General features: G+C 44.5%; 27 protein-coding genes. 24 read left to right on the top strand and 3 right to left on the bottom strand.

Features of this window, described 5'->3' with window-relative positions; translation table 11 throughout:
• Positions 1-5 precede the first annotated feature (5 nt).
• Positions 6-713: a flagellar type III secretion system pore protein FliP gene (gene fliP / locus Q8O20_RS05180; RefSeq protein ID WP_304741765.1), complete on the bottom strand. Its 708-nt coding sequence runs from the start codon at positions 711-713 to the stop codon at positions 6-8.
• Between the two features lie 139 nt (positions 714-852).
• Between fliP and glmU the strand changes: the two genes are divergently transcribed.
• The 11 genes from glmU (at position 853) to Q8O20_RS05125 (ending at position 11,444) form a co-directional block, all read left to right on the top strand.
• Positions 853-2,157: a bifunctional UDP-N-acetylglucosamine diphosphorylase/glucosamine-1-phosphate N-acetyltransferase GlmU gene (gene glmU, locus Q8O20_RS05175; protein ID WP_305530280.1), complete on the top strand. Its 1,305-nt coding sequence runs from the start codon at positions 853-855 to the stop codon at positions 2,155-2,157.
• Positions 2,157-3,437, top strand: coding sequence for a bifunctional phosphopantothenoylcysteine decarboxylase/phosphopantothenate--cysteine ligase CoaBC (gene coaBC, locus Q8O20_RS05170; protein WP_305530279.1), 1,281 nt, complete (start codon positions 2,157-2,159; stop codon positions 3,435-3,437). Before glmU ends, coaBC begins: the two co-directional genes overlap by 1 nt.
• Complete coding sequence (locus Q8O20_RS05165) at positions 3,434-4,111, top strand: di-trans,poly-cis-decaprenylcistransferase (RefSeq protein WP_305530278.1); 678 nt, start codon at positions 3,434-3,436, stop codon at positions 4,109-4,111. The genes coaBC and Q8O20_RS05165 overlap by 4 nt, the downstream gene beginning before the upstream one ends.
• Positions 4,111-4,860 (top strand): A24 family peptidase, encoded by a 750-nt coding sequence (locus Q8O20_RS05160; protein WP_305530277.1) that lies wholly within the window; start codon positions 4,111-4,113, stop codon positions 4,858-4,860. Before Q8O20_RS05165 ends, Q8O20_RS05160 begins: the two co-directional genes overlap by 1 nt.
• Positions 4,853-5,875 (top strand): LptF/LptG family permease, encoded by a 1,023-nt coding sequence (locus tag Q8O20_RS05155; protein WP_305530276.1) that lies wholly within the window; start codon positions 4,853-4,855, stop codon positions 5,873-5,875. Before Q8O20_RS05160 ends, Q8O20_RS05155 begins: the two co-directional genes overlap by 8 nt.
• Positions 5,872-6,600, top strand: a complete 729-nt coding sequence (gene truA, locus Q8O20_RS05150; protein WP_305530275.1) for a tRNA pseudouridine(38-40) synthase TruA — start codon at positions 5,872-5,874, stop codon at positions 6,598-6,600. Before Q8O20_RS05155 ends, truA begins: the two co-directional genes overlap by 4 nt.
• A 172-nt stretch (positions 6,601-6,772) precedes the next feature.
• Entirely contained in the window at positions 6,773-8,653 is a 1,881-nt protein-coding gene (htpG, locus tag Q8O20_RS05145; protein ID WP_305530274.1) for a molecular chaperone HtpG, read from the top strand.
• Positions 8,654-8,775: 122 nt separating this feature from the next.
• Positions 8,776-9,663 carry a hypothetical protein gene (locus Q8O20_RS05140; RefSeq protein WP_305530273.1) on the top strand — a complete coding sequence of 296 codons (888 nt, stop codon included), beginning with the start codon at positions 8,776-8,778 and terminating at the stop codon, positions 9,661-9,663.
• 48 nt (positions 9,664-9,711) lie between these two features.
• On the top strand, positions 9,712-10,149 hold the full coding sequence (locus Q8O20_RS05135; RefSeq protein ID WP_305530272.1) for a hypothetical protein: 438 nt from the start codon (positions 9,712-9,714) through the stop codon (positions 10,147-10,149).
• Positions 10,150-10,496: 347 nt separating this feature from the next.
• Positions 10,497-10,823, top strand: coding sequence for a hypothetical protein (locus Q8O20_RS05130; protein WP_305530271.1), 327 nt, complete (start codon positions 10,497-10,499; stop codon positions 10,821-10,823).
• Positions 10,824-11,210: 387 nt separating this feature from the next.
• A complete protein-coding gene (locus tag Q8O20_RS05125; protein WP_305530270.1) occupies positions 11,211-11,444 on the top strand; it encodes a hypothetical protein in 234 nt (77 codons plus the stop codon).
• Between the two features lie 29 nt (positions 11,445-11,473).
• On the opposite strand, the gene Q8O20_RS05120 is transcribed toward Q8O20_RS05125, so the two are convergent.
• Positions 11,474-11,863 (bottom strand): 4Fe-4S dicluster domain-containing protein, encoded by a 390-nt coding sequence (locus tag Q8O20_RS05120; RefSeq protein WP_305530269.1) that lies wholly within the window; start codon positions 11,861-11,863, stop codon positions 11,474-11,476.
• A 155-nt stretch (positions 11,864-12,018) separates the two neighbouring features.
• On the opposite strand from Q8O20_RS05120, the gene Q8O20_RS05115 reads away from it, so the two are divergent.
• The 6 genes from Q8O20_RS05115 to Q8O20_RS05090 all read left to right on the top strand — a co-directional run bounded on the left by Q8O20_RS05115 (position 12,019) and on the right by Q8O20_RS05090 (position 15,974).
• Positions 12,019-12,372: a 4-fold beta flower protein gene (locus Q8O20_RS05115; protein ID WP_305530268.1), complete on the top strand. Its 354-nt coding sequence runs from the start codon at positions 12,019-12,021 to the stop codon at positions 12,370-12,372.
• A 41-nt stretch (positions 12,373-12,413) separates the two neighbouring features.
• Positions 12,414-12,878, top strand: coding sequence for a GNAT family N-acetyltransferase (locus Q8O20_RS05110; protein ID WP_305530267.1), 465 nt, complete (start codon positions 12,414-12,416; stop codon positions 12,876-12,878).
• A gap of 102 nt (positions 12,879-12,980) precedes the next feature.
• Positions 12,981-13,136 carry a hypothetical protein gene (locus tag Q8O20_RS05105; RefSeq protein WP_305530266.1) on the top strand — a complete coding sequence of 52 codons (156 nt, stop codon included), beginning with the start codon at positions 12,981-12,983 and terminating at the stop codon, positions 13,134-13,136.
• A gap of 216 nt (positions 13,137-13,352) precedes the next feature.
• Positions 13,353-13,706 carry a hypothetical protein gene (locus Q8O20_RS05100; RefSeq protein WP_305530265.1) on the top strand — a complete coding sequence of 118 codons (354 nt, stop codon included), beginning with the start codon at positions 13,353-13,355 and terminating at the stop codon, positions 13,704-13,706.
• Positions 13,707-13,818: 112 nt separating this feature from the next.
• The gene (locus Q8O20_RS05095) at positions 13,819-15,249 is read left to right on the top strand and encodes an SDR family oxidoreductase (protein WP_305530264.1); all 1,431 of its coding nucleotides are present in this window, start codon (positions 13,819-13,821) and stop codon (positions 15,247-15,249) included.
• Positions 15,246-15,974 (top strand): isoprenylcysteine carboxylmethyltransferase family protein, encoded by a 729-nt coding sequence (locus tag Q8O20_RS05090; RefSeq protein ID WP_305530263.1) that lies wholly within the window; start codon positions 15,246-15,248, stop codon positions 15,972-15,974. The genes Q8O20_RS05095 and Q8O20_RS05090 overlap by 4 nt, the downstream gene beginning before the upstream one ends.
• 19 nt (positions 15,975-15,993) lie before the next feature.
• Here the strand turns inward: Q8O20_RS05090 and Q8O20_RS05085 are convergent, their stop codons facing one another.
• Positions 15,994-16,413, bottom strand: a complete 420-nt coding sequence (locus Q8O20_RS05085) for a hypothetical protein (RefSeq protein ID WP_305530262.1) — start codon at positions 16,411-16,413, stop codon at positions 15,994-15,996.
• Between the two features lie 278 nt (positions 16,414-16,691).
• On the opposite strand from Q8O20_RS05085, the gene Q8O20_RS05080 reads away from it, so the two are divergent.
• The 7 genes from Q8O20_RS05080 (at position 16,692) to Q8O20_RS05050 (ending at position 21,231) form a co-directional block, all read left to right on the top strand.
• On the top strand, positions 16,692-16,898 hold the full coding sequence (locus Q8O20_RS05080; protein WP_304742832.1) for a hypothetical protein: 207 nt from the start codon (positions 16,692-16,694) through the stop codon (positions 16,896-16,898).
• 138 nt (positions 16,899-17,036) lie between these two features.
• The gene (locus Q8O20_RS05075) at positions 17,037-17,201 is read left to right on the top strand and encodes a hypothetical protein (RefSeq protein WP_304742834.1); all 165 of its coding nucleotides are present in this window, start codon (positions 17,037-17,039) and stop codon (positions 17,199-17,201) included.
• Between the two features lie 72 nt (positions 17,202-17,273).
• Complete coding sequence (locus Q8O20_RS05070; RefSeq protein WP_305530261.1) at positions 17,274-18,188, top strand: DUF234 domain-containing protein; 915 nt, start codon at positions 17,274-17,276, stop codon at positions 18,186-18,188.
• A gap of 41 nt (positions 18,189-18,229) precedes the next feature.
• Positions 18,230-18,508: a peptidylprolyl isomerase gene (locus Q8O20_RS05065; protein WP_305530260.1), complete on the top strand. Its 279-nt coding sequence runs from the start codon at positions 18,230-18,232 to the stop codon at positions 18,506-18,508.
• Positions 18,509-18,672: 164 nt separating this feature from the next.
• Complete coding sequence (locus Q8O20_RS05060; RefSeq protein ID WP_305530259.1) at positions 18,673-19,152, top strand: rhodanese-like domain-containing protein; 480 nt, start codon at positions 18,673-18,675, stop codon at positions 19,150-19,152.
• Between the two features lie 46 nt (positions 19,153-19,198).
• A complete protein-coding gene (locus Q8O20_RS05055; RefSeq protein WP_305530258.1) occupies positions 19,199-20,458 on the top strand; it encodes an NAD(P)/FAD-dependent oxidoreductase in 1,260 nt (419 codons plus the stop codon).
• Positions 20,455-21,231, top strand: coding sequence for a polysaccharide deacetylase family protein (locus Q8O20_RS05050; protein WP_304742844.1), 777 nt, complete (start codon positions 20,455-20,457; stop codon positions 21,229-21,231). Before Q8O20_RS05055 ends, Q8O20_RS05050 begins: the two co-directional genes overlap by 4 nt.
• The last annotated feature ends 80 nt before the right edge of the window (positions 21,232-21,311 follow it).

The following is a 21,311-nucleotide window of genomic DNA, read 5'->3' as shown; positions in this document are numbered from 1 at the left end:
AACCCTTATTTGACGCTGGCGATCAGATTTCCGATGAGCAAATTCCACCCGTCGACCATGACAAAGACAAGAATTTTAAACGGCATCGAAATCATAACAGGAGGGAGCATCATCATACCCATTGACATTAGAATCGAGGCAACAACCATATCTATGACGAGAAACGGCAAGAAGAGTAAAAACCCGATCTCAAACGCCGTTTTCAGCTCACTGATCATGAAGGCAGGGATGACGATAGTGAGAGGAACTTCTTTAATCGATTGGGGATTTTCCATATGACGTATACGGAGAAAAAGGGCTAAATCTTTCTCGCGGGTGTTGCGTACCATAAAGCTTTTAAACGGTTCGGTTGTTTTCTCGAAGGCTTCATCGTAGGTAATCAACTCTTCGCTGTAGGGTTTAATCCCCTCATCATACGCTTTGGTTGCCACCGGCTCCATTACAAAAATAGTCAGAATCAGGGCGAGCATTACCAAAAGCTGGGTCGGAGGAACCTGCTGTGTCCCCAGAGCTTGACGCAAAAATCCGAATACGATGACAAAGCGGGTAAAAGTCGTCATCACTAGAACTAAGCTCGGTGCCAAGAATAGGACGGTGAGTACCAGCAATACATTAAGGGAACTTACCACTTCTGCCGGAGATTCGGGAGCGGTAAGATTAAAATTCATCGCAGGAATCTGCGGATCGGCGCCCCAAAGCATCAGCGGGATCATAAAGAGAAAAAAGGCTAAACGACCCAAACAGGACTCCGTGGATAAAGAATAGTTTTTAAAGAGGCGATAATACCACAACCTAAGTGTGTATCTTGATTAAATTCTGATAAAATTGCATGAATTATTCTCAGGAGCATCTATGTTGAATCCTCTCTCTATCGTCATTTTAGCCGCCGGAAAAGGGTCTCGGATGAAATCGCCGAAAGCGAAAGTGCTTCATGAGATATGCGGGCGCGAGATGCTCTACTACAGCATTAAAGCCGCGCGGGAAATTACCGACGACGTTATTGTAGTCGTCGCCCACCAGAGGGATGCCGTCATTGCCGCTATGGAGAAATATTTTACACATCTGACGTTTGTCACCCAAGATGCCGAGAATTTCCCCGGCACGGGGGGAGCGATGATGGGGATTAAACCCAAATACGATGATGTCCTCGTTCTCAACGGTGATATGCCTCTGATAGAGCGTACCTCCATCGAAAAATTTCTCGCCAATCCTGCCGACATCGTTATGTCGGTTATCTCTCTCGAAAACCCGAGCGGGTACGGACGGGTCGTTATCGAAAACGACCGTGTCCAGCGGATCGTCGAAGAGAAAGATGCGTCTGCGAGCGAAAAAGCGATCCATACCGTCAATGCGGGTGTCTATGCGTTCAAACATCACGTACTGCAAACCTATATCCCTCGATTGTCCAATGCCAATGCCCAAGGGGAATACTACCTCACCGACGTCATCGAAATGGCACGGCATGATGGTCTGGAAATCTCACCTCTTTTTGTCGAAGAGGTAGAGTTTAAAGGGGTAAACTCCAAAAATGATCTCACCAATGCCGAGATGATTATGATGGATCGTCTACGCCGCACATGGATGGATGCGGGGGTCATTATGCAGCTGCCTCATACCATTTACCTCGAAGAAGGGGTGAAATTTGAGGGAGAATGTGTGATCGAAAACGGGGTACGACTTTGCGGCAACACCCTCATTGTGAACTCCCATATCAAAGCCCACAGCGTTATCGAAGACTCAACAATAACGAATTCCGATGTCGGTCCTCTGGCTCATCTGCGTCCTCTGAGCGTACTCGAAGATACCCATGTCGGAAACTTCGTCGAGGTGAAAAAATCGACGCTTAAAGGGGTCAAAGCGGGACATTTGAGCTATCTCGGCGATGCGACCATCGGTGAGGGGAGTAACATCGGTGCGGGAACCATCACCTGCAACTACGACGGGGTAAAAAAATACCAGACGATTATCGGTAAAAACGTCTTCGTCGGAAGCGATACCCAGCTCGTCGCACCCGTAGAGATAGCCGATAACGTCATGATCGCCGCAGGTACAACCGTAACGGCAGGAAAATACGAGAGCGACATCCTCATCCTCAGCCGTACCCCGATCCGAAAAGTAGCGGGGTTTTTCACCAAATTTTTCGGCAAAGGGAAATAATGCAGATTCCCACTAATCTTCTTGAAGGTAAAAAAATCCTCCTCGGTGTTACGGGGTCGATTGCGGCGTACAAATCGTTAGAGTTACTCCGCCTCTACATCAAAGCGGGAGCCGAAGTACGGGTGGTAATGACCCCCGCCGCCAAAAAGTTCGTCGCACCGCTGAGTTTCGAAGCCCTTAGCCGAAACCGTGTTCTCGATGACACCAACGAATCGTGGGCGGATGATTTCAACCATATCAAGATTTCATCGTGGGCGGATATACTCGTCATCGCTCCCGTTACCGCCAACACCATTGCCAAGCTCGCCAACGGTATCGCCGATACCATCCTCACCCAGTGCGCACTCGCCTTTAGCGGTACGAAATTACTCGCCCCTTCAGCCAACACCAATATGATCCAAAACCCGATGATTCAGGCCTCCCAAAAAATGCTCGCTATCGCCAACTATGAGATCATTGAGACCCAAACCAAAGAGTTGGCGTGCCAAGTAGTCGGTGAGGGTGCAATGGCAGAGCCGATAGATATCTTTTTTGAAACGGCAAAAGTGTTACTCAAAGAGACTTTTTGGGAAGATCGACGTGTGGTTATTACCGGCGGAGGGACAAGAGAAAAGATAGATGAAGTACGGTACATCTCTAACTTCTCTTCGGGGAAAATGGCAAAATCTATTGCCCTTTCGCTCTATCTCAAAGGGGCTGATGTATGCTACATTACGACCAAGGGCAACGAAGGACTCCCTAAAAGTATCTATACGATTGACGTAGACGATGCAAAAGAGATGTTAGAGTATACCCAAGACGCACTACGTATTGCCAAAAAAGGGAAATTGAGCAAAGCTTCACTCACTACGGCTGAGGCAATTAAACTCATACAAAAACGCCCCTTTTTGTTTATGGTCGCAGCCGTAGCAGACTTTACCCCTAAATTTCCGCAACAAGGGAAACTCAAAAAATCGACGCTAGGGGAGAAGTGGCAGATTGAACTCACCCAAACATCGGATATTTTAAGTACACTTGCCAAAGATCGAGAGGGGATTACCACTATCGCCTTTAAAGCAGAAATGGACAGTGAAGAGGGGCTAAACAACGCGAAAGAGCTTTTGACGAAAAAAGAGGTCGATGCGGTGTGTTACAATCTTCTCGATGATGCCAAAAGTTTTGGCGGAAACGAGAACAGCATAACCTTTATTACCAAAGAGAACGTAATCGATTTGGGTCGCCATAGTAAGTTTGAGCTTGCCGAAAAAATACTCCATCACGCACAAGCGTGCACAGCATGAGCAATCAGCCTCGCCACATCGCGATCATCATGGACGGAAACGGCCGCTGGGCAGAAGCTCAGGGAAAAAGCCGAACCTACGGACATGAACGAGGGGCTGAGAGTGTACGTGCCATCACCACCTACTGCGCCGCTCACAGCGATATTAATCGCCTGACCCTCTATGCATTCAGTACCGAAAACTGGAAACGGCCGAAAATTGAAGTCGAATTTTTGATGAAACTTTTGGAGCGGTATCTCAAAAGTGAACGTGCCACCTATCTGGAAGGGAATATCCGTTTTGAGCCGATCGGCGATCTCTCTATTTTCTCGAAATCACTCCGCAATGTGATCGAGGATGTGCAAAAAGCTACCGCGCATTGCAATAGCTTGGTTCAATGTCTTGCACTGAACTACGGAGGTCGTGACGAGATTGTCCGTGCCGCCAACACCCTTTGTGAAAAAGGAACCCTCACGGTAGAGTCGCTGAACAATGCCCTCGATTGTCCCCACGATGTCGATCTGCTGATCCGAACGGGTGGAGATCATCGACTTTCGAATTTTCTGTTGTGGCAGGCGGCCTACGCAGAACTCTTCTTTACCAAGACCCTTTGGCCGGAATTTAGTACCGATGAGCTTGAAAGTATTATCAAAAAATTTAAAACGGTCGAAAGACGCTTCGGAGGTTTGAATTGATGGAATTTTTATTTATTTTTATTTTTGGAGCGGTAATCGGTTCCTTTTTGAATGTGATGATCTTGCGCATCCCGCGTAATGAGAGCGTCTCTTTCCCCGCATCCCACTGTATGAGTTGCAACACACCGCTGAGAGCTTGGCATAATGTTCCCATTCTCTCATGGCTTTTTTTACGGGGAAAATGTGCCTTTTGCGGAGCAAAGATTTCCATCCAGTATCCTCTTATCGAAGTACTCAGCGCTCTTATTTTCCTCTTTAGCGCGCTGAAATTCGGCCTTACCTTCCAAGCGGCGGGAATCGCCGTGACGTTTGCGTTGCTTCTAGCCCTCTCCGCTATCGATTATCGCTATAAAATGGTTCCCGATAGCCTCAACCTCGGAGCGCTCACTATCGCCGTCTTTAGCGTCACTTCGTTTGAGCAGTTCGGCTATAACGTCACCAACGCTCTCCTGTTTGCCGGAGGTTTTACCCTCCTTCGCTTTTATCTCTCCTACGCCATCAAAAAAGAGGCGATGGGGGAAGCCGATATTATGATCGCCGCGACGATGGGGGCACTGCTCGGGGTCAAACTCGGACTTGCCGCCATCTTCCTCGGTGCCGTATTGGCACTTCCCGCACTCCTATTAACCCAAGATGAGAGCGAAGAGTCCAAACAACTCCCGTTTATCCCCTTTTTAGCATTAGCCTGTTGGATCGTTCTCATGTTCGATAGCTATGCCAACGATTTGATGGTGAGCATATATGGGTAAATTACGTCAGTACATCTTATCGCATCTGTCGATACTCTTTTTCTCCATATTTCTCCCCCTCTTCGCGATCGCTTCGGTCATCTTTTTGATCAAACTCGCGACCTACACGGCGGTCATTCAACTGAGCCTGCTGGAAATGGGAAAACTCTACCTGTTCGTCATCCCCGAACTCCTCTTTTACACCCTCCCTATCGCTTTTGTCGTCGGCGGAGCATTGGCACTCTATCGTCTCTCCAATGACAATGAGATGGTTGTCGTCTTCTCGCTTGGGATATCCCCCTCTTTTGTGGGGCGAGTTTTGGCAGTACCCGCCCTCCTCCTTACCCTGTTGCTGTTTGTCAACTTCATCGTTGTCATCCCTTATATCAAGGTCATCTCAGGCAACTTCTTAGAGAAAAAAAGGGCGGAAGCGAAATTCAACCTCAGTGCTTCAGAGTTTGGTCACCATTTCGGCGAGTGGATGCTTTTTATCAACAAAAGCGATAAAGATTCACGTGTATTTGAAGATGTTGTCCTCTTTAACAAAGATATGAAAGATGAAATTCTTATCAAATCCGATAAAGCGGAACTCATCAATAAAAACGGGGTATTACAGCTGAAATTGAGTGATGGCGAAAGCTACAGCTACAGCGATAAACTTCTCAAAACCATGCTCTTTAAAACCGGATACATCAACGATAGAATGACGACCGATCCTACTATCTACCGTGACACCCTCGATTTTTGGACGAACGAAATCGAACGGGGAAAAAAAGACAGACTCCTCATTACCAATACCCTCTTGAGTCTCTTTCCCCTCCTCTCGGTATTTTTGATGATCGCGCTGGGGGTCGTTCATGCCCGCCACCAAAAACGGTGGATCTATCTGTGGCTTTTCCTCTCCATCGTCGGATTCTATGCGGCCGCCATCATGATTCAAAAATGGTTCGCCTTTCATACAATCTGGATCGTCGCACTTATCTGGTTTATTCTCAGCTATAGCTTTTACAAACGTCTGGTTGGGAGCCGTTTTTGAACCGAGCCAAAATCACGATGAGCTACAACGGCTCAGCGTTTATGGGTTCTCAACAACAGCCCACCACCCATGAAACCGTTATCGGTACCCTCATCATCGCCCTCAAACGGCTCAAAATCAACGCCGCCCCCAAAGGCTCAGGACGTACCGATCGCGGTGTCCATGCCACCCACCAAGTAATGCACATCGACCTCCCTCTCTTTTGGACAGATTTAACGCGGCTCAAAGAGATGCTCAACCTCCAGCTTCCCAATTCGTTGCGCATCTTGCGAATCGAATTTGTGGATAGTGAATTCCATGCCCGCTACAGTGCCAAGCGTCGCGTCTACCGCTACATCATCAAAGAGGGGACGACCAACCCGTTCGAAGATAATTTCGTCTCGTTTATCCCCACCCTCAACCGAGAAGTGATAGCCGATGCTATCCAATGTTTCGAAGGGACGCATAGCTTTGAGCTTTTCAAAAAAAGCGGCAACGATATGGATCACTTCACCCGCATCATCTACCGCGCCTATGCCTACTCTCATAAAGGATATTTTGTCCTCGTGTTCGAGGGGAACGGATTTCTCCGCTCCCAAATCCGCCTTATGGTCGGTTTTTTACTCCGCATCTCGGCGGGGAAAGCTACGAAAGAACAGCTTATCGAGCAGTTGAACTGTCTCAAACGATACTCCACCGATATCGCACCCCATAACGGCCTCTACCTCACACATATCAAGTATTAGTCATACAGACTCAACTTACTTGATATCTCTTGCATTATTAAAACTATTTCGTTACAATCACAGCTTGAAATCGCTTATGTATTTGGGCTTACTGCCGAAGTAAACTCAGCGTTAGCGTAGCCGAACGGACGTGTTCGCTCGGCGTATAAAAACAAATCAAAAGGATAGTCACATGGCAAAACATCAGTTCCAGACTGAAGTCTCACAAATCTTACATCTCATGATCCACTCTTTGTACTCCAACAAAGAGATTTTCGTCCGCGAGCTTGTCTCCAACAGCTCCGACGCCCTCGATAAACTCAACATGCTCGTCCTCACCGACGAAGCCTACAAAGGGGTCAACTTCGCCCCTCGTATCGATATCGTGATCGATAAAGAAGCGAAAACCCTCAGTATCTCTGATACGGGTATCGGGATGAACGAAGCCGATCTCGTAGAGAACCTCGGAACCATCGCGAAATCAGGAACCAAAGCGTTCTTGGAAAAACTCAGCGGCGATCAGAAAAAAGATTCCAAACTCATCGGTCAATTCGGGGTCGGTTTCTACGCCTCGTTTATGGTTGCCGACAAAGTCGAAGTGATCAGCCGCAAAGCCGGAGAAGAGCAAGCGTACAAATGGTCTTCTATGGCGGGAAGCGAATATGACCTAGAGCCTGCGGAACGCGACAGCCACGGTACAACCATCATCATGCACCTCAAAGACGATGAGGGAGAGTTCTTAGAAGCTCACCGCATCGATACCATCGTTAAAAAATACTCGAACCACATCCCTTTCCCGATCTTTATGGACAAAGAGGAGTGGGTAGCCCCAGCCGAGGGAGAAGAGAAAGGTCACAACGAGCTTGTCAACAAACAGATCAACAAAGCCAACGCATTGTGGACGATCAGCAAAGGCGATATCTCTGATGAAGAGTACAAAGATTTCTACTCGAGCATCGCCCACGATTCCAGTGAGCCGTTAGCATGGATGCACAACAAAGCCGAGGGTGCATTAGAGTACACCACCCTCTTTTACGTACCGTCCAAAGCGCCGATGGATTTGTACCGTGTCGATTACCAAAGCGGTATCAAACTCTACATCAACCGTGTCTTTATCACCGACGATGAAAAAGAGCTTATGCCGACGTATCTCCGCTTCCTACGCGGGGTAATCGACTCTGCCGATCTTCCATTGAACGTCAGCCGTGAAATCCTCCAAAGTAACCGCGTTATGGCAAAAATCAAAAACGCTTCGGTTAAAAAAGTGTTGGGTGAATTGGCGAAAATCGCCGAGAACGACGTTGAAAAATACGACGCTTTCTTCAAAGAGTTCGGAAACGTTCTCAAAGAGGGTCTTTACAGTGACATGGGCAACCGTGAAAAAATCCTAGAACTTCTCAAACTCAACACCCTAAACTCTGCCGAGCCTGTCATGTTCAGCAAATTCGTAGAGGGTGTAGATGCTGAGAAAAAAGAGATCTATTATATCTCTGCAAAAATGTCTCTCCAAATGCTCAAAAACTCTCCTGCGCTAGAGCGTTTCAAAGCCAAAGGGATCGATGTTCTCGTACTCAACGAAGAGATCGACACGATCGTATTCCCGATGGTAACCGAGTACAACGAGTATAAATTTGTCAACGTCACCGATGCGAAGCTCGAAGAGTCAGAAGAGGAGAAAAAAGAGCACGAAGAGAAAGCCAAAGGGATGGAATCATTCGTTGGACAACTCCAAAATGCTCTCGGTGAGAACGTATCGAAAGTTGAAACGACTTTCGACCTCACCGATTCTGCGGTGTGCTTGAGAGTCGACAAAGAAGACCAAGGGTACATGATGGCTCAGATGATGAAGCAGTTCGGAAACATGGGCGGGGATTTCCCGGCTCCGAAACCGATCCTCCAAATCAATCCGAACCATGAGTTGATCAAAAAGCTCAGCGATTCAGCAGACATGAATCTCATCGACGATGCGGCGCATGTGTTGCTTGATCAGGCGAAACTCTATGAGGGTGAAACGCTTGCAGATACCGCAGGGTTTATCGCACGATTAAATCGCATTATGGCTAAGGCGCTGTAAGACTTCTTTTTTTCTACTTCAAATTCCCGCTATTGCGGGAAAATTTCCAAATCAATTTTATTTTTTATTATTTATTTCAATATAATTTCCTGCTAAAATGTGTGCTAATTAATAATTAGCCGATGGCATTAAAGGGAAAGATTTTGTCTAATAAAAACGAAGAAGTAAAAGAAGAAATTGAGTATCAAACATTTTCAGATTTTTTAGAAAGCACTCCACCTAACCAACTTATTTACATTTCTAATTTAGTTAAAGTTTCTGGTCCAAGTTTTGCATGCGAGTATGAAATAAAAAAACCTGAAATACAATTACATTGTGAAGATGAACGTTGTAATGGCATACGTTTTTTCAGATGTGTAACAGCTGATTCTATAGAAATAAGTCTGAGTGGCTATCACTTTTTCTATCTCACTTACCTTTGCTCAAATTGCCAAAAAATAGAGAAGACATTTTCTCTTGCTGCTTCAGTTATGGAAGAAGGCAAAACAAAAGGCGAATGCTATAAATTTGGTGAAATGCCAACATATGGGCCGCCTACTCCTTCTAAACTTATGAAACTAATTGGCCCAGATAGGGATGAATTTCTCAAAGGGAGACGTTGTGAAAATCAGGGGTTAGGTGTAGGAGCTTTTATATACTATAGAAGAGTGGTAGAAAACCAAAAAAATAGAATTCTAGGAGAAATTATAAAAGTCGCAAATAAAATTGGTACTTCAAAATCAAATGTTGAAATATTACAGAAAGCTGTCGAAGAAACACAGTTCACTACAGCATTAGACATGGCTAAAGGTGCAATTCCTGAAAGTTTACTCATCAATGGCCATAGTCCAATTAAACTTTTACATAGTGCATTAAGCGAAGGTGTTCATGCCTTATCTGATGAACAATGTCTTGAAATGGCGAGTAGTGTACGAATTGTCCTAGGTGAATTATCTGAAAGACTTGCACAGGCTTTAAAAGATGAAGCTGAACTTACAAAAGCACTATCATCTTTAATGAAAAAAGGCTAATAAGCCCAAATTCGGAATATGAAATAAATCAAAATAATAAGGATACAAATGAACGATAAATTAGAACTCTCTTGCCCAAAATGTAATAAAGAAAATACTGTCAATCTATCTACACAACTAAACTGTAAACAATGTGGAGAAATCCTAACTGAAAAAAAATATATTAAAAAACCATTCTTAAGTATTTCAACAACAAAAAGTATTATTTTGGGAATCATTCTAGGTGGAATTGTAATAAGCTTTTTATATTATACATTCAAAAAAGATCGTTATTCAACAAGAGAAGAATTTACTATATTAACAAACTGTATTATGCAAAATAAAAAATTATTTGGGCGTTCTTCCACTGATCGACAAAATATCTGCATAGATGCATACAATCAAACCTTAGAAGACGAAAGAGATCTTGGTCAAAAACTATATGCTGATAAAAGTCAAATTTTTACTAAACTGTTTGATCAAAATGTAGAGAAACTCTCAAAATAAAATCTATTCATTCCAGAAAACTAGGGGGTCAGGTATTCAATCTTCACTTTCTATTTCCCTTCCCTCACCCTGAAAAGAGGGGACAGGCTACTTTTTTACTCGTTCCAAAGCTATAGTTCTGCTACAATTCACCCAAAAAAAGTACCATTTAATCCCATGAAAATCACCCCCGTAACCGAACTTTTTCTTGATTTCGATCAATACCTTTCCCTCTCATCCCCCGTATAATTCCCCATCATTTTTTTAAAGGCTTTCCCATCATTTACACAACTGTTCACACCCTTCATTTACTGTCGGCGTTCGTGTATGGCGGATTTTTATTCGTCGATTATCTTTTCCTCTCGAAGATGACACAAACCCTTACTACAGATGAGCACACGCGCGCCCGTGAAGCGATCATGATGCATGTGCGGAAAGTTGTACCCTACGCTCTATTCACCGCTGTAGGGAGTGGAATCTATCTCATCAGCCAAGTTTTCGGTGAGATAACACCTGAGGGGCTAAGCTCTTTTCAAACCCTTCTGCTAATCAAGGCTCTTTTCGGTTTGTGGTTAGGAGTGCGCGGATTCAATCAAAAAGTGTTTGGAATCAATCCGTGGGTATTTAAAACCCATACTCTCCCTTTTGTACTCGTCGTGTTGATCATTATTCTCTCACAATATATGCATCTTTAAAAACTATTTCTTAAAAGACTAGGGGTCAGGTATTTAATCTTCACTTTCTATTCCCCTACCCTCACCCCACATTTCAAAACAACTCTCTACTTTTCTGTTTAGCCGAAAAGTAGCAAAAGAGCATACCGCGATCCAAGAACGCTCGTTCCTCTCGGCACTACTGCCTTCGGAACGGCTCTAGGTGTTGGATCACGGGGATATTTTAAATAGTTTCATGCCTTGCGACACTACCCAGAGCAAGGTCGTTCGCCATAGGGCGAAACGTACCGCCAGCGATTTGTCGCAAGGCGATTTTCTTTTCGTTCTTTTCTTATGAAAAAGAAAAGGACATATTCGTACTTATGCTACAATATCTCATCATTGGACGAAGTATGAAAAAGGAAAAAAATGAAACATTTTGATATAGGGTCTTTACTTGTTATTTTAATCACTTTTGTTCTTTTTACAATAGCCCTGTTTTTTACAGGATTCACCCACGATCTTTTATTGGAAGCGGGTGTATTTTTGGTTTCGGTTAAATTGATCATAATGGCATACAAATCAAGTGTTTCTTCTCTTCGTATCCATCAAGAACTTGAAGAGATCAAATCCATGTTGCGTGAAATCAAACAACGAGATTAACCATCAGCTGATAACTATAACCTGAGACACTAATTATATAGCTTCAACGTCTCCCCGACACTCACACGCGCTTCTCTTTGCTCCATGCTGATACTCTCCCGCCACGGCATCGGACTCACTTCGGGAGACATCAACCCTTTGGACTTATGGACACGGATCACATACTCGCCGCTTTGGACAAAATGGTCGTTGTATTCAGGCGTATAGGGCATATCCCACACGATGCACCCCTCGGTAGGACACACATCGGCACATTTCGGTACTGCCGAATCGACGCATTCGATACATTTTTCGGGCTTGACATAGGTGTACTCACCATCACTTAACGGTGATTCAGAGCCACTGACGATCGCCGTCGCGGGACACTCCTCGATACAGGCATCGCAGTTTATACAAGAATCGGTGATTAGAACAGCCATCCATCGCTCCTCGGATTTTTTATTAACTATGCAATATGCGTTCAAAGGCAAAGCTACAAATAATCAATGTTTAAAAATACTAAATACTATTTCACTTTTTAAAAATATTTGCTACAATTAATCCCCCTGAAAATCCGGTGTAAGGAGCAACAGCGATGGAACCTATATTTAACCGACATGGACGAACCATAGGATGGCTTTATAATGGTGTCATTTATGACCGTAAAAATTGCTACAGAGCATTCATCCGTGATAATAATATCTTCACCTTTGACGCTCAACATCTTGGAATTATTTATAAAGGGATCGTTCGTGATAAAAGAGGACTATGCATAGCATTCATGGATGCAGCTTCCAGCGATCCGATGCTTCCGATCCCCGGAATCACACCTGCTCCGCCGATACTCGCAATCCCTCCGACTATTCCTATTCCGAATATACCGTCTCAAGTTTCCCTCGCATCGTCTTATTGGAATCCGTTGAAATGGGAAGCCTTTTTAGACGGATAAAAAACTATTGGAGCAAAGGAGCAGATATGAGGGGAAATCCCATGAAAATCACCCCCATTACCGAAACCAATTCCCCTATCTATCACAACCTCGTGCAATGCTACGAGGCTGAGTTTTCGCCTATCACGGGTAAGAAACCGAATGGTTCGGGGCTGTTCGAACTCGATACCCAACTAGATGGCGATACACTAGGTTTCCTGCTTCTAATTGATGATACTCCCGCAGGAATCGCCGCGATCAAATGTAAAGAAGCTCATAGCTATGAGGTGTGCGAGTTTTACGTTGTTCCCTATTTTCGAAAAAACAGTATCGGAATGGAGTTTGCCCACGCCATCTGGCAAAACTATCTCGGAGATTGGGAGATTAAACAGATTCAAGGTGCTGAATACGCCACCGCGTTTTGGCGTAAAACAATAAACTCTTTTAACGAGACAAAATATACCGAAGAGAGCTACGATGATCCCTATTGGGGAAGAGTCACGAGACAGAAATTTACCCTCCATTAAACTAGCAAATTCTTTCTTATCACTTTTAATTACATTAATTAACATTATACGTTATTTTAAATGATACAATGATTTAAATTCATTCGAATAAAAAGGATCACCATGAAACGCTCACTACTTATCGCTACCCTATTACTACTCTGCACAGGATGCTCTGCTACTTGGAAAGGGATGAAAGAAGATACCTCCAATGCAACCACTTGGACTAAAGGTGAAGTAAACGAAGGGGCAACATCCGTCAAAACGAAAACGGAATAATATAAAGGGGGAGAAACTACTTTATTTCTTCCCTATCAATTATTAAGCTTTAGTATCTGCCCCTCCACAATACACCCTACCTCTCTTTTGTAATTAAAATCATTCACAAACAAATATTAACTATAAATATTAAAACAAAAATAAGTTAAAGTGCGTCATTATATTTAATATTTATTGTTATATATGGCTGTTTAATATTTAGACAAAGGCAATGCTATGGAAAACAAAATATCAACCATAATCGGTACGATGTGTATGCCCCTCGGTGCAGGTGTCATGCTTTTTTCACTCCTCTCACAATTCAGCCTCTTTTTCTTCTTGAGCGGAGGGTTACTCATTGTTCTCCCCCTCATGTTCTTGAAAAATAGATTCAAACGACCCGTGGATTTTGAGAAAAAAACGTACGAATGGTATAAAGATACCTATCCCTCGAATGTTCAAGGCGACGTTATTACCTGTTCCACATGCGAAGTCAATTCTCTCGATGTCCGACCACTGAAAAACGAAATGTTTCAGAGAGAAATTTATTGTACGGAGTGCGGAAAGACCCTTTATTATTTTAGTTTATAGTCTTTCTCTCTGATTATCTTTCCCGCACCGACAAACACTTCATCATCCAATAACTATTTCTTACGTAAAACGCTGTAGAATCCAGTATAAGCTTTAGGCTAAAGGGGAATAGATGCGTGTTTTACTCACAGGGGCAAACGGATATATCGGACGACGCTTGAAACATGCCCTCATCCAAAAAGAGGGCATTTCCATCCGTTTGATGGTACGTAATCCGCAAAGCCTCTCAACAGCGGCCAAAGAAGAGTGCGAAATAGTCAAAGCCGACGTAATGTCCCCGGAAACTCTCGATACAGCGCTGGAAGGAGTAGACGTAGCCTATTATCTCATCCACGGACTTACCCATTCCAATTTTCGTGATTTAGACCGTCAAAGCGCCCAAAATTTTCTCGATGCGTGTATCCGTCAAAAGGTCAAAAAGATCATTTATCTGGGCGGTCTAGGAGATAAAGAAACGGGAAGCGAACATCTGCTGAGCCGAATCGAGACGGGGGAGATACTGAGTTCCGCACCCGAAAGGCTCCAATGTATCTGGTTTCGTGCCGGAGTAATTATCGGCTCGGGAAGTGCGAGTTTTGAAATCATCCGCAATCTCGTCCAAAAATTACCGGTGATGATCACCCCCAAATGGGTATCGACCCTCATCACCCCTATCGGGGTGGAGGATGTCATCCGTTATCTGGTGGCGGCACTCGAGCTAGAGTCGGGTGAAAATCGGATGATCGATTTGGGTGAAGAGGCGATGAGTTATGGCGATTTGATGCTTCGCGTGGCGGCGGGAATGGGGCTGAAACGGTACCTGATTCCGGTTAATCTCCTGACACCAAAGCTCTCCTCCTACTGGCTGACGCTGTTTACCCCGGTACCCTACGGGGTCGCCAGTTCTTTAATAGAGGGGCTCAAAAGTGAAGTGGTAACGACCAATACACTGCGCCATGAGCTCTTTACGATCACGCCCCACACGCTCGAAGAGGCAGTGCATCATGCGGTTGAAGAGATCGAATCCAATCAGGTCATCAGCCGATGGAGCGACAGCGGTGCAGGTGCTGCACAATCCGATTCTTCGGATAACATCGCCAATGCTATTTTTATCGATCGCAGAGTCGTCGATTTCGGTGATATTCCCCCTCAAAACGTCTACCGCAGTTTTTGCATGATCGGAGGAGAATCGGGCTGGTTCGGGTACGACTGGCTCTGGAAAATACGGGGAGTGATCGATAAGCTATTCGGAGGGGCTGGGATCAATCGTGGACGAAGAGATTCACACCATCTTCGTATCGGAGACAGTGTCGATTTTTGGAAAGTGGTCGATCTGGTGGAGAATGAACGGCTTCTCCTTTTCGCTCAAATGAAATTGCCCGGCAAAGCGTGGCTGGAGTTTAAAATACAAGAGCACACCTTGATCCAAAGTGCCTATTTTTATCCCGATGGGGTCTCAGGACGATTGTACTGGTATTCACTGGTCCCTATCCATCATCTCATATTCGGCAACATGGCATCATCGATCCTAGATCGTGCCAAAAAGTTGAAAGATGAGAGATGAGTAAATCCATCATTTTTATCTATGGAATACTTGCCTATACCGGTGCCCTGATCGCGCAGGTCTGGTTCATTTTATACATCGGTGAGTGGGAATTTATGGAGACGAGTGTTAACACTCAGTATCCGGTCCCCTTGATTAGTGCTTTTAGTATCAACCTCATTTTAGTCTCGATATTCGCGCTGCAACATTCGGTGATGGCGCGCTCGTTCTTCAAGCACTATCTAACCAAGATTATTCCTCAAGCCGCAGAGAGGAGTACCTATGTCCTTTTTTCAGGATTGGCACTGGGGTTGATTTGTTTGTACTGGCAGCCGTTAGAGGGATTTTTATGGCAAGTCGATAATGAGATAGGAAAAGCCTTATTAACTGCAGGCTATCTTTTCGGCTGGGCGTTTTCGCTCTTTTCTACTTTTATCATCAACCATTTCGAACTCTTCGGACTACAACAGATCTATCGGAACCTCCTCAACAAGCCTGAACCCTCCGTCGCGTTCAAAGAGAGATTGTTTTACAAATGGGTACGTCATCCGATCCAGCTGGGAATACTGATCGGAGTGTGGTTAACACCTACTATGTCCTATTCGCACCTGATGCTCTCTGTCACATTGAGTATCTATATTTTTATCGGTCTTAAATATGAAGAGAGAGATTTGATTTACACATTGGGGAATACCTATAAAGAGTATCAAAAACGGGTTCGGATGATGCTCCCGTTTCCGAAATAACATCTTTCCGAAAAATACTCTAAAGAGCGGAAGCGTACTCGAATTCGTTAAATATTTTACTGCTTGGGTCTTGATGGATAATATGATTCGCTTTTAACAATCGAGCACACACCTCTTCCACCGTTTCCCCTTTTTTCAAAATGATCAAGCTCCCTTTGAGATGAAACTCCTCATACAGATTGACCAACTTTTCCAAAGCACGTCCCGCACCGATGTGATCCACAAAGGTAAATAAAACTGCAAGGTAGTGCTCATTCACTTTTTTAATGATATCGCTTTGTCGAACACTCTCAATCAAGTGCGCTTTATCAATATCATAATCATCACAGGCGACTAAGGCGAGATTAGCTTCAATGTTGTATCGATCAAGGGTATACAAAGCCATCCGTATATCCTGCTCGAACGCAAGTTTTAAATCAATAGCGCTCAACTCTTTCATCTCAATCCTTATCTGTTATCAATTTTACTCAGTTATAAAAGATCGTTATTTTACCAAAAAACTTCTACTAGATACTAATATCCCTATTTTTAGTAAAAATCACTACAATACGATACTAAAACGGATACGAAGGATACCCCATCAAACCACCTGCCACTAACCGAAAACCCGCACCAAGACGCGATAGTAGAAATGCTCCTCAAAACTTTGCCCGCAAACCTGCACCAAAAAAAGAGAATATTGAAACCACTCAGAAGAATGAGATTAAAGCGATGTTTTTGAACTGGTTCAAAAGCAGCCATGCCCAAGCAGGTCATATTATGAGCAAACAAGACGTCATCAGTGCTATCTTGAAAAAACTCGATTCCAAACAAGACCGCCCTTTCCAAATTGCAATGGACGAGCTGAAACACGACGGATTGATCGAAATCCAAGAAGATGGGGTGACGCTAATCTTAACCCAAAAAGGGAGCGAGCGTCTCTAAAGAGCGTTTATCCTTTTGTATGTTACACATTGGATTCAAAAGAATTTAATTCTGTTTTTAAATATTTCATTTAGCCGAATGATACTATCATAGTCCCATCACGTTTTTGATACTGCCAGTTTCATAAAGGAGCACGGAATGGAACTCTTTCTGAACCCGTGGGTATTTGAGTCGAAAGATTCGTGGGGTACGATATGGCGAGGAATAGTGTACGGTTTTTGTATCGGAACCATAGAAGGTACAATCATCTACAGTATAGTAAAAATGTTCGGCGTATTTGATACTGTTCCGATATACGGATAAACACCTTTTTCTCAATAAAAGAGTAAAATCCTTTAGGCTATAATGCGGTAATTAATACAAGGTTGCCCTCTTATGTCTAAACACCCCACTCTCCTTCAGCAATTTCGCTCATTTTGTTTTCAAAACAACGCCACCGATATCGAAAAAGCGATAGAGTACTTCGCCGTATTCGGCGGAATGGGATGGAGTGTCGATATGACAAAACCTCTCGAGGAGCTGATCGAAGAGAAAATTTTGGCAAATTACCGCTACATTCACGGCGATTTGACCAAAATCACCCAGAGCAACAAATCACACCATGCACTCCTTTCAGCGGTGGCATTGGGTGATCGACGTGAATATTCCGCCTATCGACGTGCCGATCTAACCCGTAAAGAGGGGGAAGAATCAGCCGCCTTTTTGATCAAGTTTGGCTTACTCTCGCGACAAGCATCTCAAGCCGATCCCATCGATGAGACAGAAGAAGTTTCTGAGCGTCTCCAATTTAGCGCACCGTTTTTGCGCTTTTGGTTCTCCTCCGTATCACCCTATTACAAGGGGATCAAAGAGGGGGATTTCGCCGAAACGAAAGAGAAATGGGAAAACACCAAAGCGAGCTTTTTCGATCAAATCTATGAAGCACTGACGATCGCCCTCGTCAAACAAAGTTTCAAAGAGGACTGGGTGGCAAAAATCGGCTCATACTGGGACAAAAATACCGAAATTGAAATATTGGGTAAAACCAAGGGGGATAAGGTGATTGTGGGGTCGTGCAAAACCTCTAAATCCAAAGCGAACAAATCAGAGCTCTCCAAATTGCAGGAAAAATGTGCAAAAGTGGCACTGATCCCCGATATCTTCGTTATCTTCTCCAAAAACGGATTCTCTAGCGAGTTCAAAAAAGAGAAAAGCGATACCTTGAAACTTTTAAGCCTCAAACATCTCAAAATATTGATGGAAGATCTGAGCGAAAAAGACCTTCTCGTCAATACAAACAAAAAATATTGATAATTTGAGTAAAATTTCAAAAAAAAATACAAAGGATCATCATGGCATGGGCAACCGCACGTCATATCTTAGTCACTACCGAAGCAGAGTGTAACGAACTCAAAAAACAAATTGAAGAGGGAACCTCTTTCGCTGAAGTAGCGGCAGATCACTCACAATGTCCATCCGGCCGCAAAGGGGGAGATTTGGGACGATTTAGCCCCGGTCAAATGGTTCCTGAATTTGACAAAGCGGTATTTAACGGTGATGTCGGCGTTTTATACGGCCCGATCAAAACCCAATTCGGCTACCACCTTTTAGAAGTGACGGCTAGAGGCTAATCCACCTCAGAGGAGAAAGTTCTCTCCTCTCTCCTAAAGACTCCGTTAACCTTCCAATTAAACATCCTAAATAAATTCTTATTATGTATATCTATTTAAAAATATTATAGTTTACTAATATTCTCTATCCTATGATTAAACTAAATTGATTCAAGGAGTTTATTATGTTGCGCTTGGTATTTTTTGCTCTTTTAACCGCTTTACTAACGACATCCCTTAGCAGTGTCGAATACGACGGTGAAAAAAGTATTATTTTCGAAACCAAATACGATATATGTATTATTCCCCCTCAAGTGAAAGAAGCAACCGAAAAAGGGATCAAAGTCGTCGATGTCAAAACAGCAAAAAAGCTCTATGATCAAAAAGCCAATTTTTTCGATGCGCGTGAAAAACGCCATTTTCAAAAAGAGCATATCAAAGGTGCCTATCCTGTCTATTTTGATGTTTCCAAAGCAGAATACATCGTCATACAGCTCCCCAAAGATAAAGACGAAAAAGTTCTCTTCTATTGTTACGGTGAAACATGCGCCAACTCGTATGAAGCGGCTTTAGCGGTTCGAAAACTCGGGTATACCAATGTTTATTGGCTCCTTAACGGATTTGGCGAATGGAAAGAAAACAAATTTCCGACAAGTAGTAAATAAAAGAGTCTGTTTTGTTTTTTACGGAGTGCACCGCTATAATGGCGCAATGCAAAATTCTTCTGAACCTAATTATGATGTGATTGTTGTGGGTGCCGGTGCGGCAGGCCTTATCGCCGCCATCACAGCAGCACGGCGAGGGAACACCGTTCTCCTCCTCGAAAAACTCTCAAAAATAGGCTCAAAACTCAAAGCAACGGGTGGCGGGCGATGCAATCTCACCAATACCCTCTCCAATGAAGAATTTATGGCTCGCTTCGGACGTGATGGGCGATTTATGACCCCTGCGTTGAGTGCCTTCGATCATAAAGCACTCATTACTTTTTTCGCCGAACTCGGCGTAGAGAGCCATGCCCCTGATGGTTATCGTGTCTTTCCTATCTCCCACAGCTCTGTGAGTATCATCACAGCACTTGAAGAGGAGATGGGACGGCTGAATATCACCCTCATCACCGATTCTAGGGTTGAGAGGCTGGAACATAACGGCGAAAAAGTCTGTGGAGTCAGAACAGCGGATCAGAGCTTTCACTCCTCCAACGTTATCATCGCTACCGGAGGGCTAGGGTATCCTCAGCTAGGGGCTGAGGGGGACGGATTCGCCATCGCCTCGGATGTCGGACACAAAGTGAGCGAACTCTTCCCTGCCATGATGCCGCTACGTACGCGTGAGACATGGGTATCTGAGTGCCGCGCCGACACAATCGCGAAAGTAGAAATTCGTGTCGATCTCCCTAAGGCCAAAAATATCCGTGCATCAGGCGATCTGATTTTCACCCAAAACGGGATTCGTGGTCCCGTCGTCCTCGATATTTCCCGCGACATCACCCCACTGATCGAAAAATTCGGCTCTGTCCCTCTCCTCATCAATATGACCAAAGGGCTAAACGAAGAGCAACTATTGACCCATATCAAAAAAGAGATCGATCGCAATCCTGAGCAATCGGTTTTAACCCATATAATGACCCTACTCCCCGAATCGCTCTCACGCGCCCTCTGCACCCTCGCGGATGCCGATCCTGAAAAAGGGTTTAACCGCCTTGAGGGGAGTGTACGTGACCGTCTCCTAAAACTCCTCGCATGGACACCCCTCACTATCATCGGCCATGACGGCTTCAAAATGGCGATGATCACACGAGGCGGAGTATCGCTCAAAGAGATACGGCCTGAGAGTATGGAGAGTAAAATCCTCTCAGGGCTCTATTTTTGCGGTGAAGTGATGAATCTCGACGGCCCATGCGGCGGATATAATCTCCAATGGTCGTTTGCCAGCGGCTATGTGGCGGGGCATTTAGGAGTACCTATTTTATGAAAAAACTGCTGATTCTTCTCCTCACACTTGTGCACATTGCCCTTTTTAGCGGATGCACTCCTCTTTATGAAATTCGGGGGGATTCTCCCCTGCTCGATGCCAATCTCACTACGTTTCTTCACAAATGGCGTACCGACACTATCACCCCCGTCCGCAATGGAACCTATAGCAATGTGTTGGTTAACGGCAATCCTAAGAATAAAACCGTTGCCCTTACGTTCGATGATTCTCCCGATGAGAACAACACCTATAAACTCCTCGATATTTTAAATACCCATAACGTCAAAGCCGCTTTTTTTATGATCGGCGGGACGATGAGAGACGGCAATATCTCCGTAGTACAGCGAACCGACCGAGAAGGTCACCTCGTATTAAACCACTCCTTCAGCCACCCCCGCCTGAGTGATCTTAATGAGAGTGCCATCATCTCTCAGCTCGATCGCGCAGCAGCACGGATTGAAACAGTTACCGGACGCTATCCCCTCCTCTGCCGCCCCCCGTATGGTTCTATCAATCCTCTGGTGATCGATTGCGTGAACCAACAAGGAATGACGACGCTCCTCTGGTCACTCGATTCCCTCGACTGGACCCTCAAAGATCCCGATGCCGTCGTCCATAATGTCCTCAGCAATGTCCGAAACGGCGATATTATCCTGATGCACCGAAATCGTACCAGTGTCGCATCGCTCTCGAACATCATCGAACAGCTCAAAAAACAAGGATTTACCTTTCAACGTCTAGATGAAATGCTCGGAATAAAAGCTTACAGGTAAAAGAGGTAGCTTTACGCTATAATACTGCTACCATTCGCGCTCTCGATCACGCGTAAGAGACTTCTTCATAATGATCGCTT

The organism is Sulfuricurvum sp., from assembly GCF_030691015.1.
GTDB lineage: Bacteria > Campylobacterota > Campylobacteria > Campylobacterales > Sulfurimonadaceae > Sulfuricurvum.
Note: the sequence above shows the minus strand (reverse complement) of the source record. Positions and strands in the feature narration are given on the sequence as shown.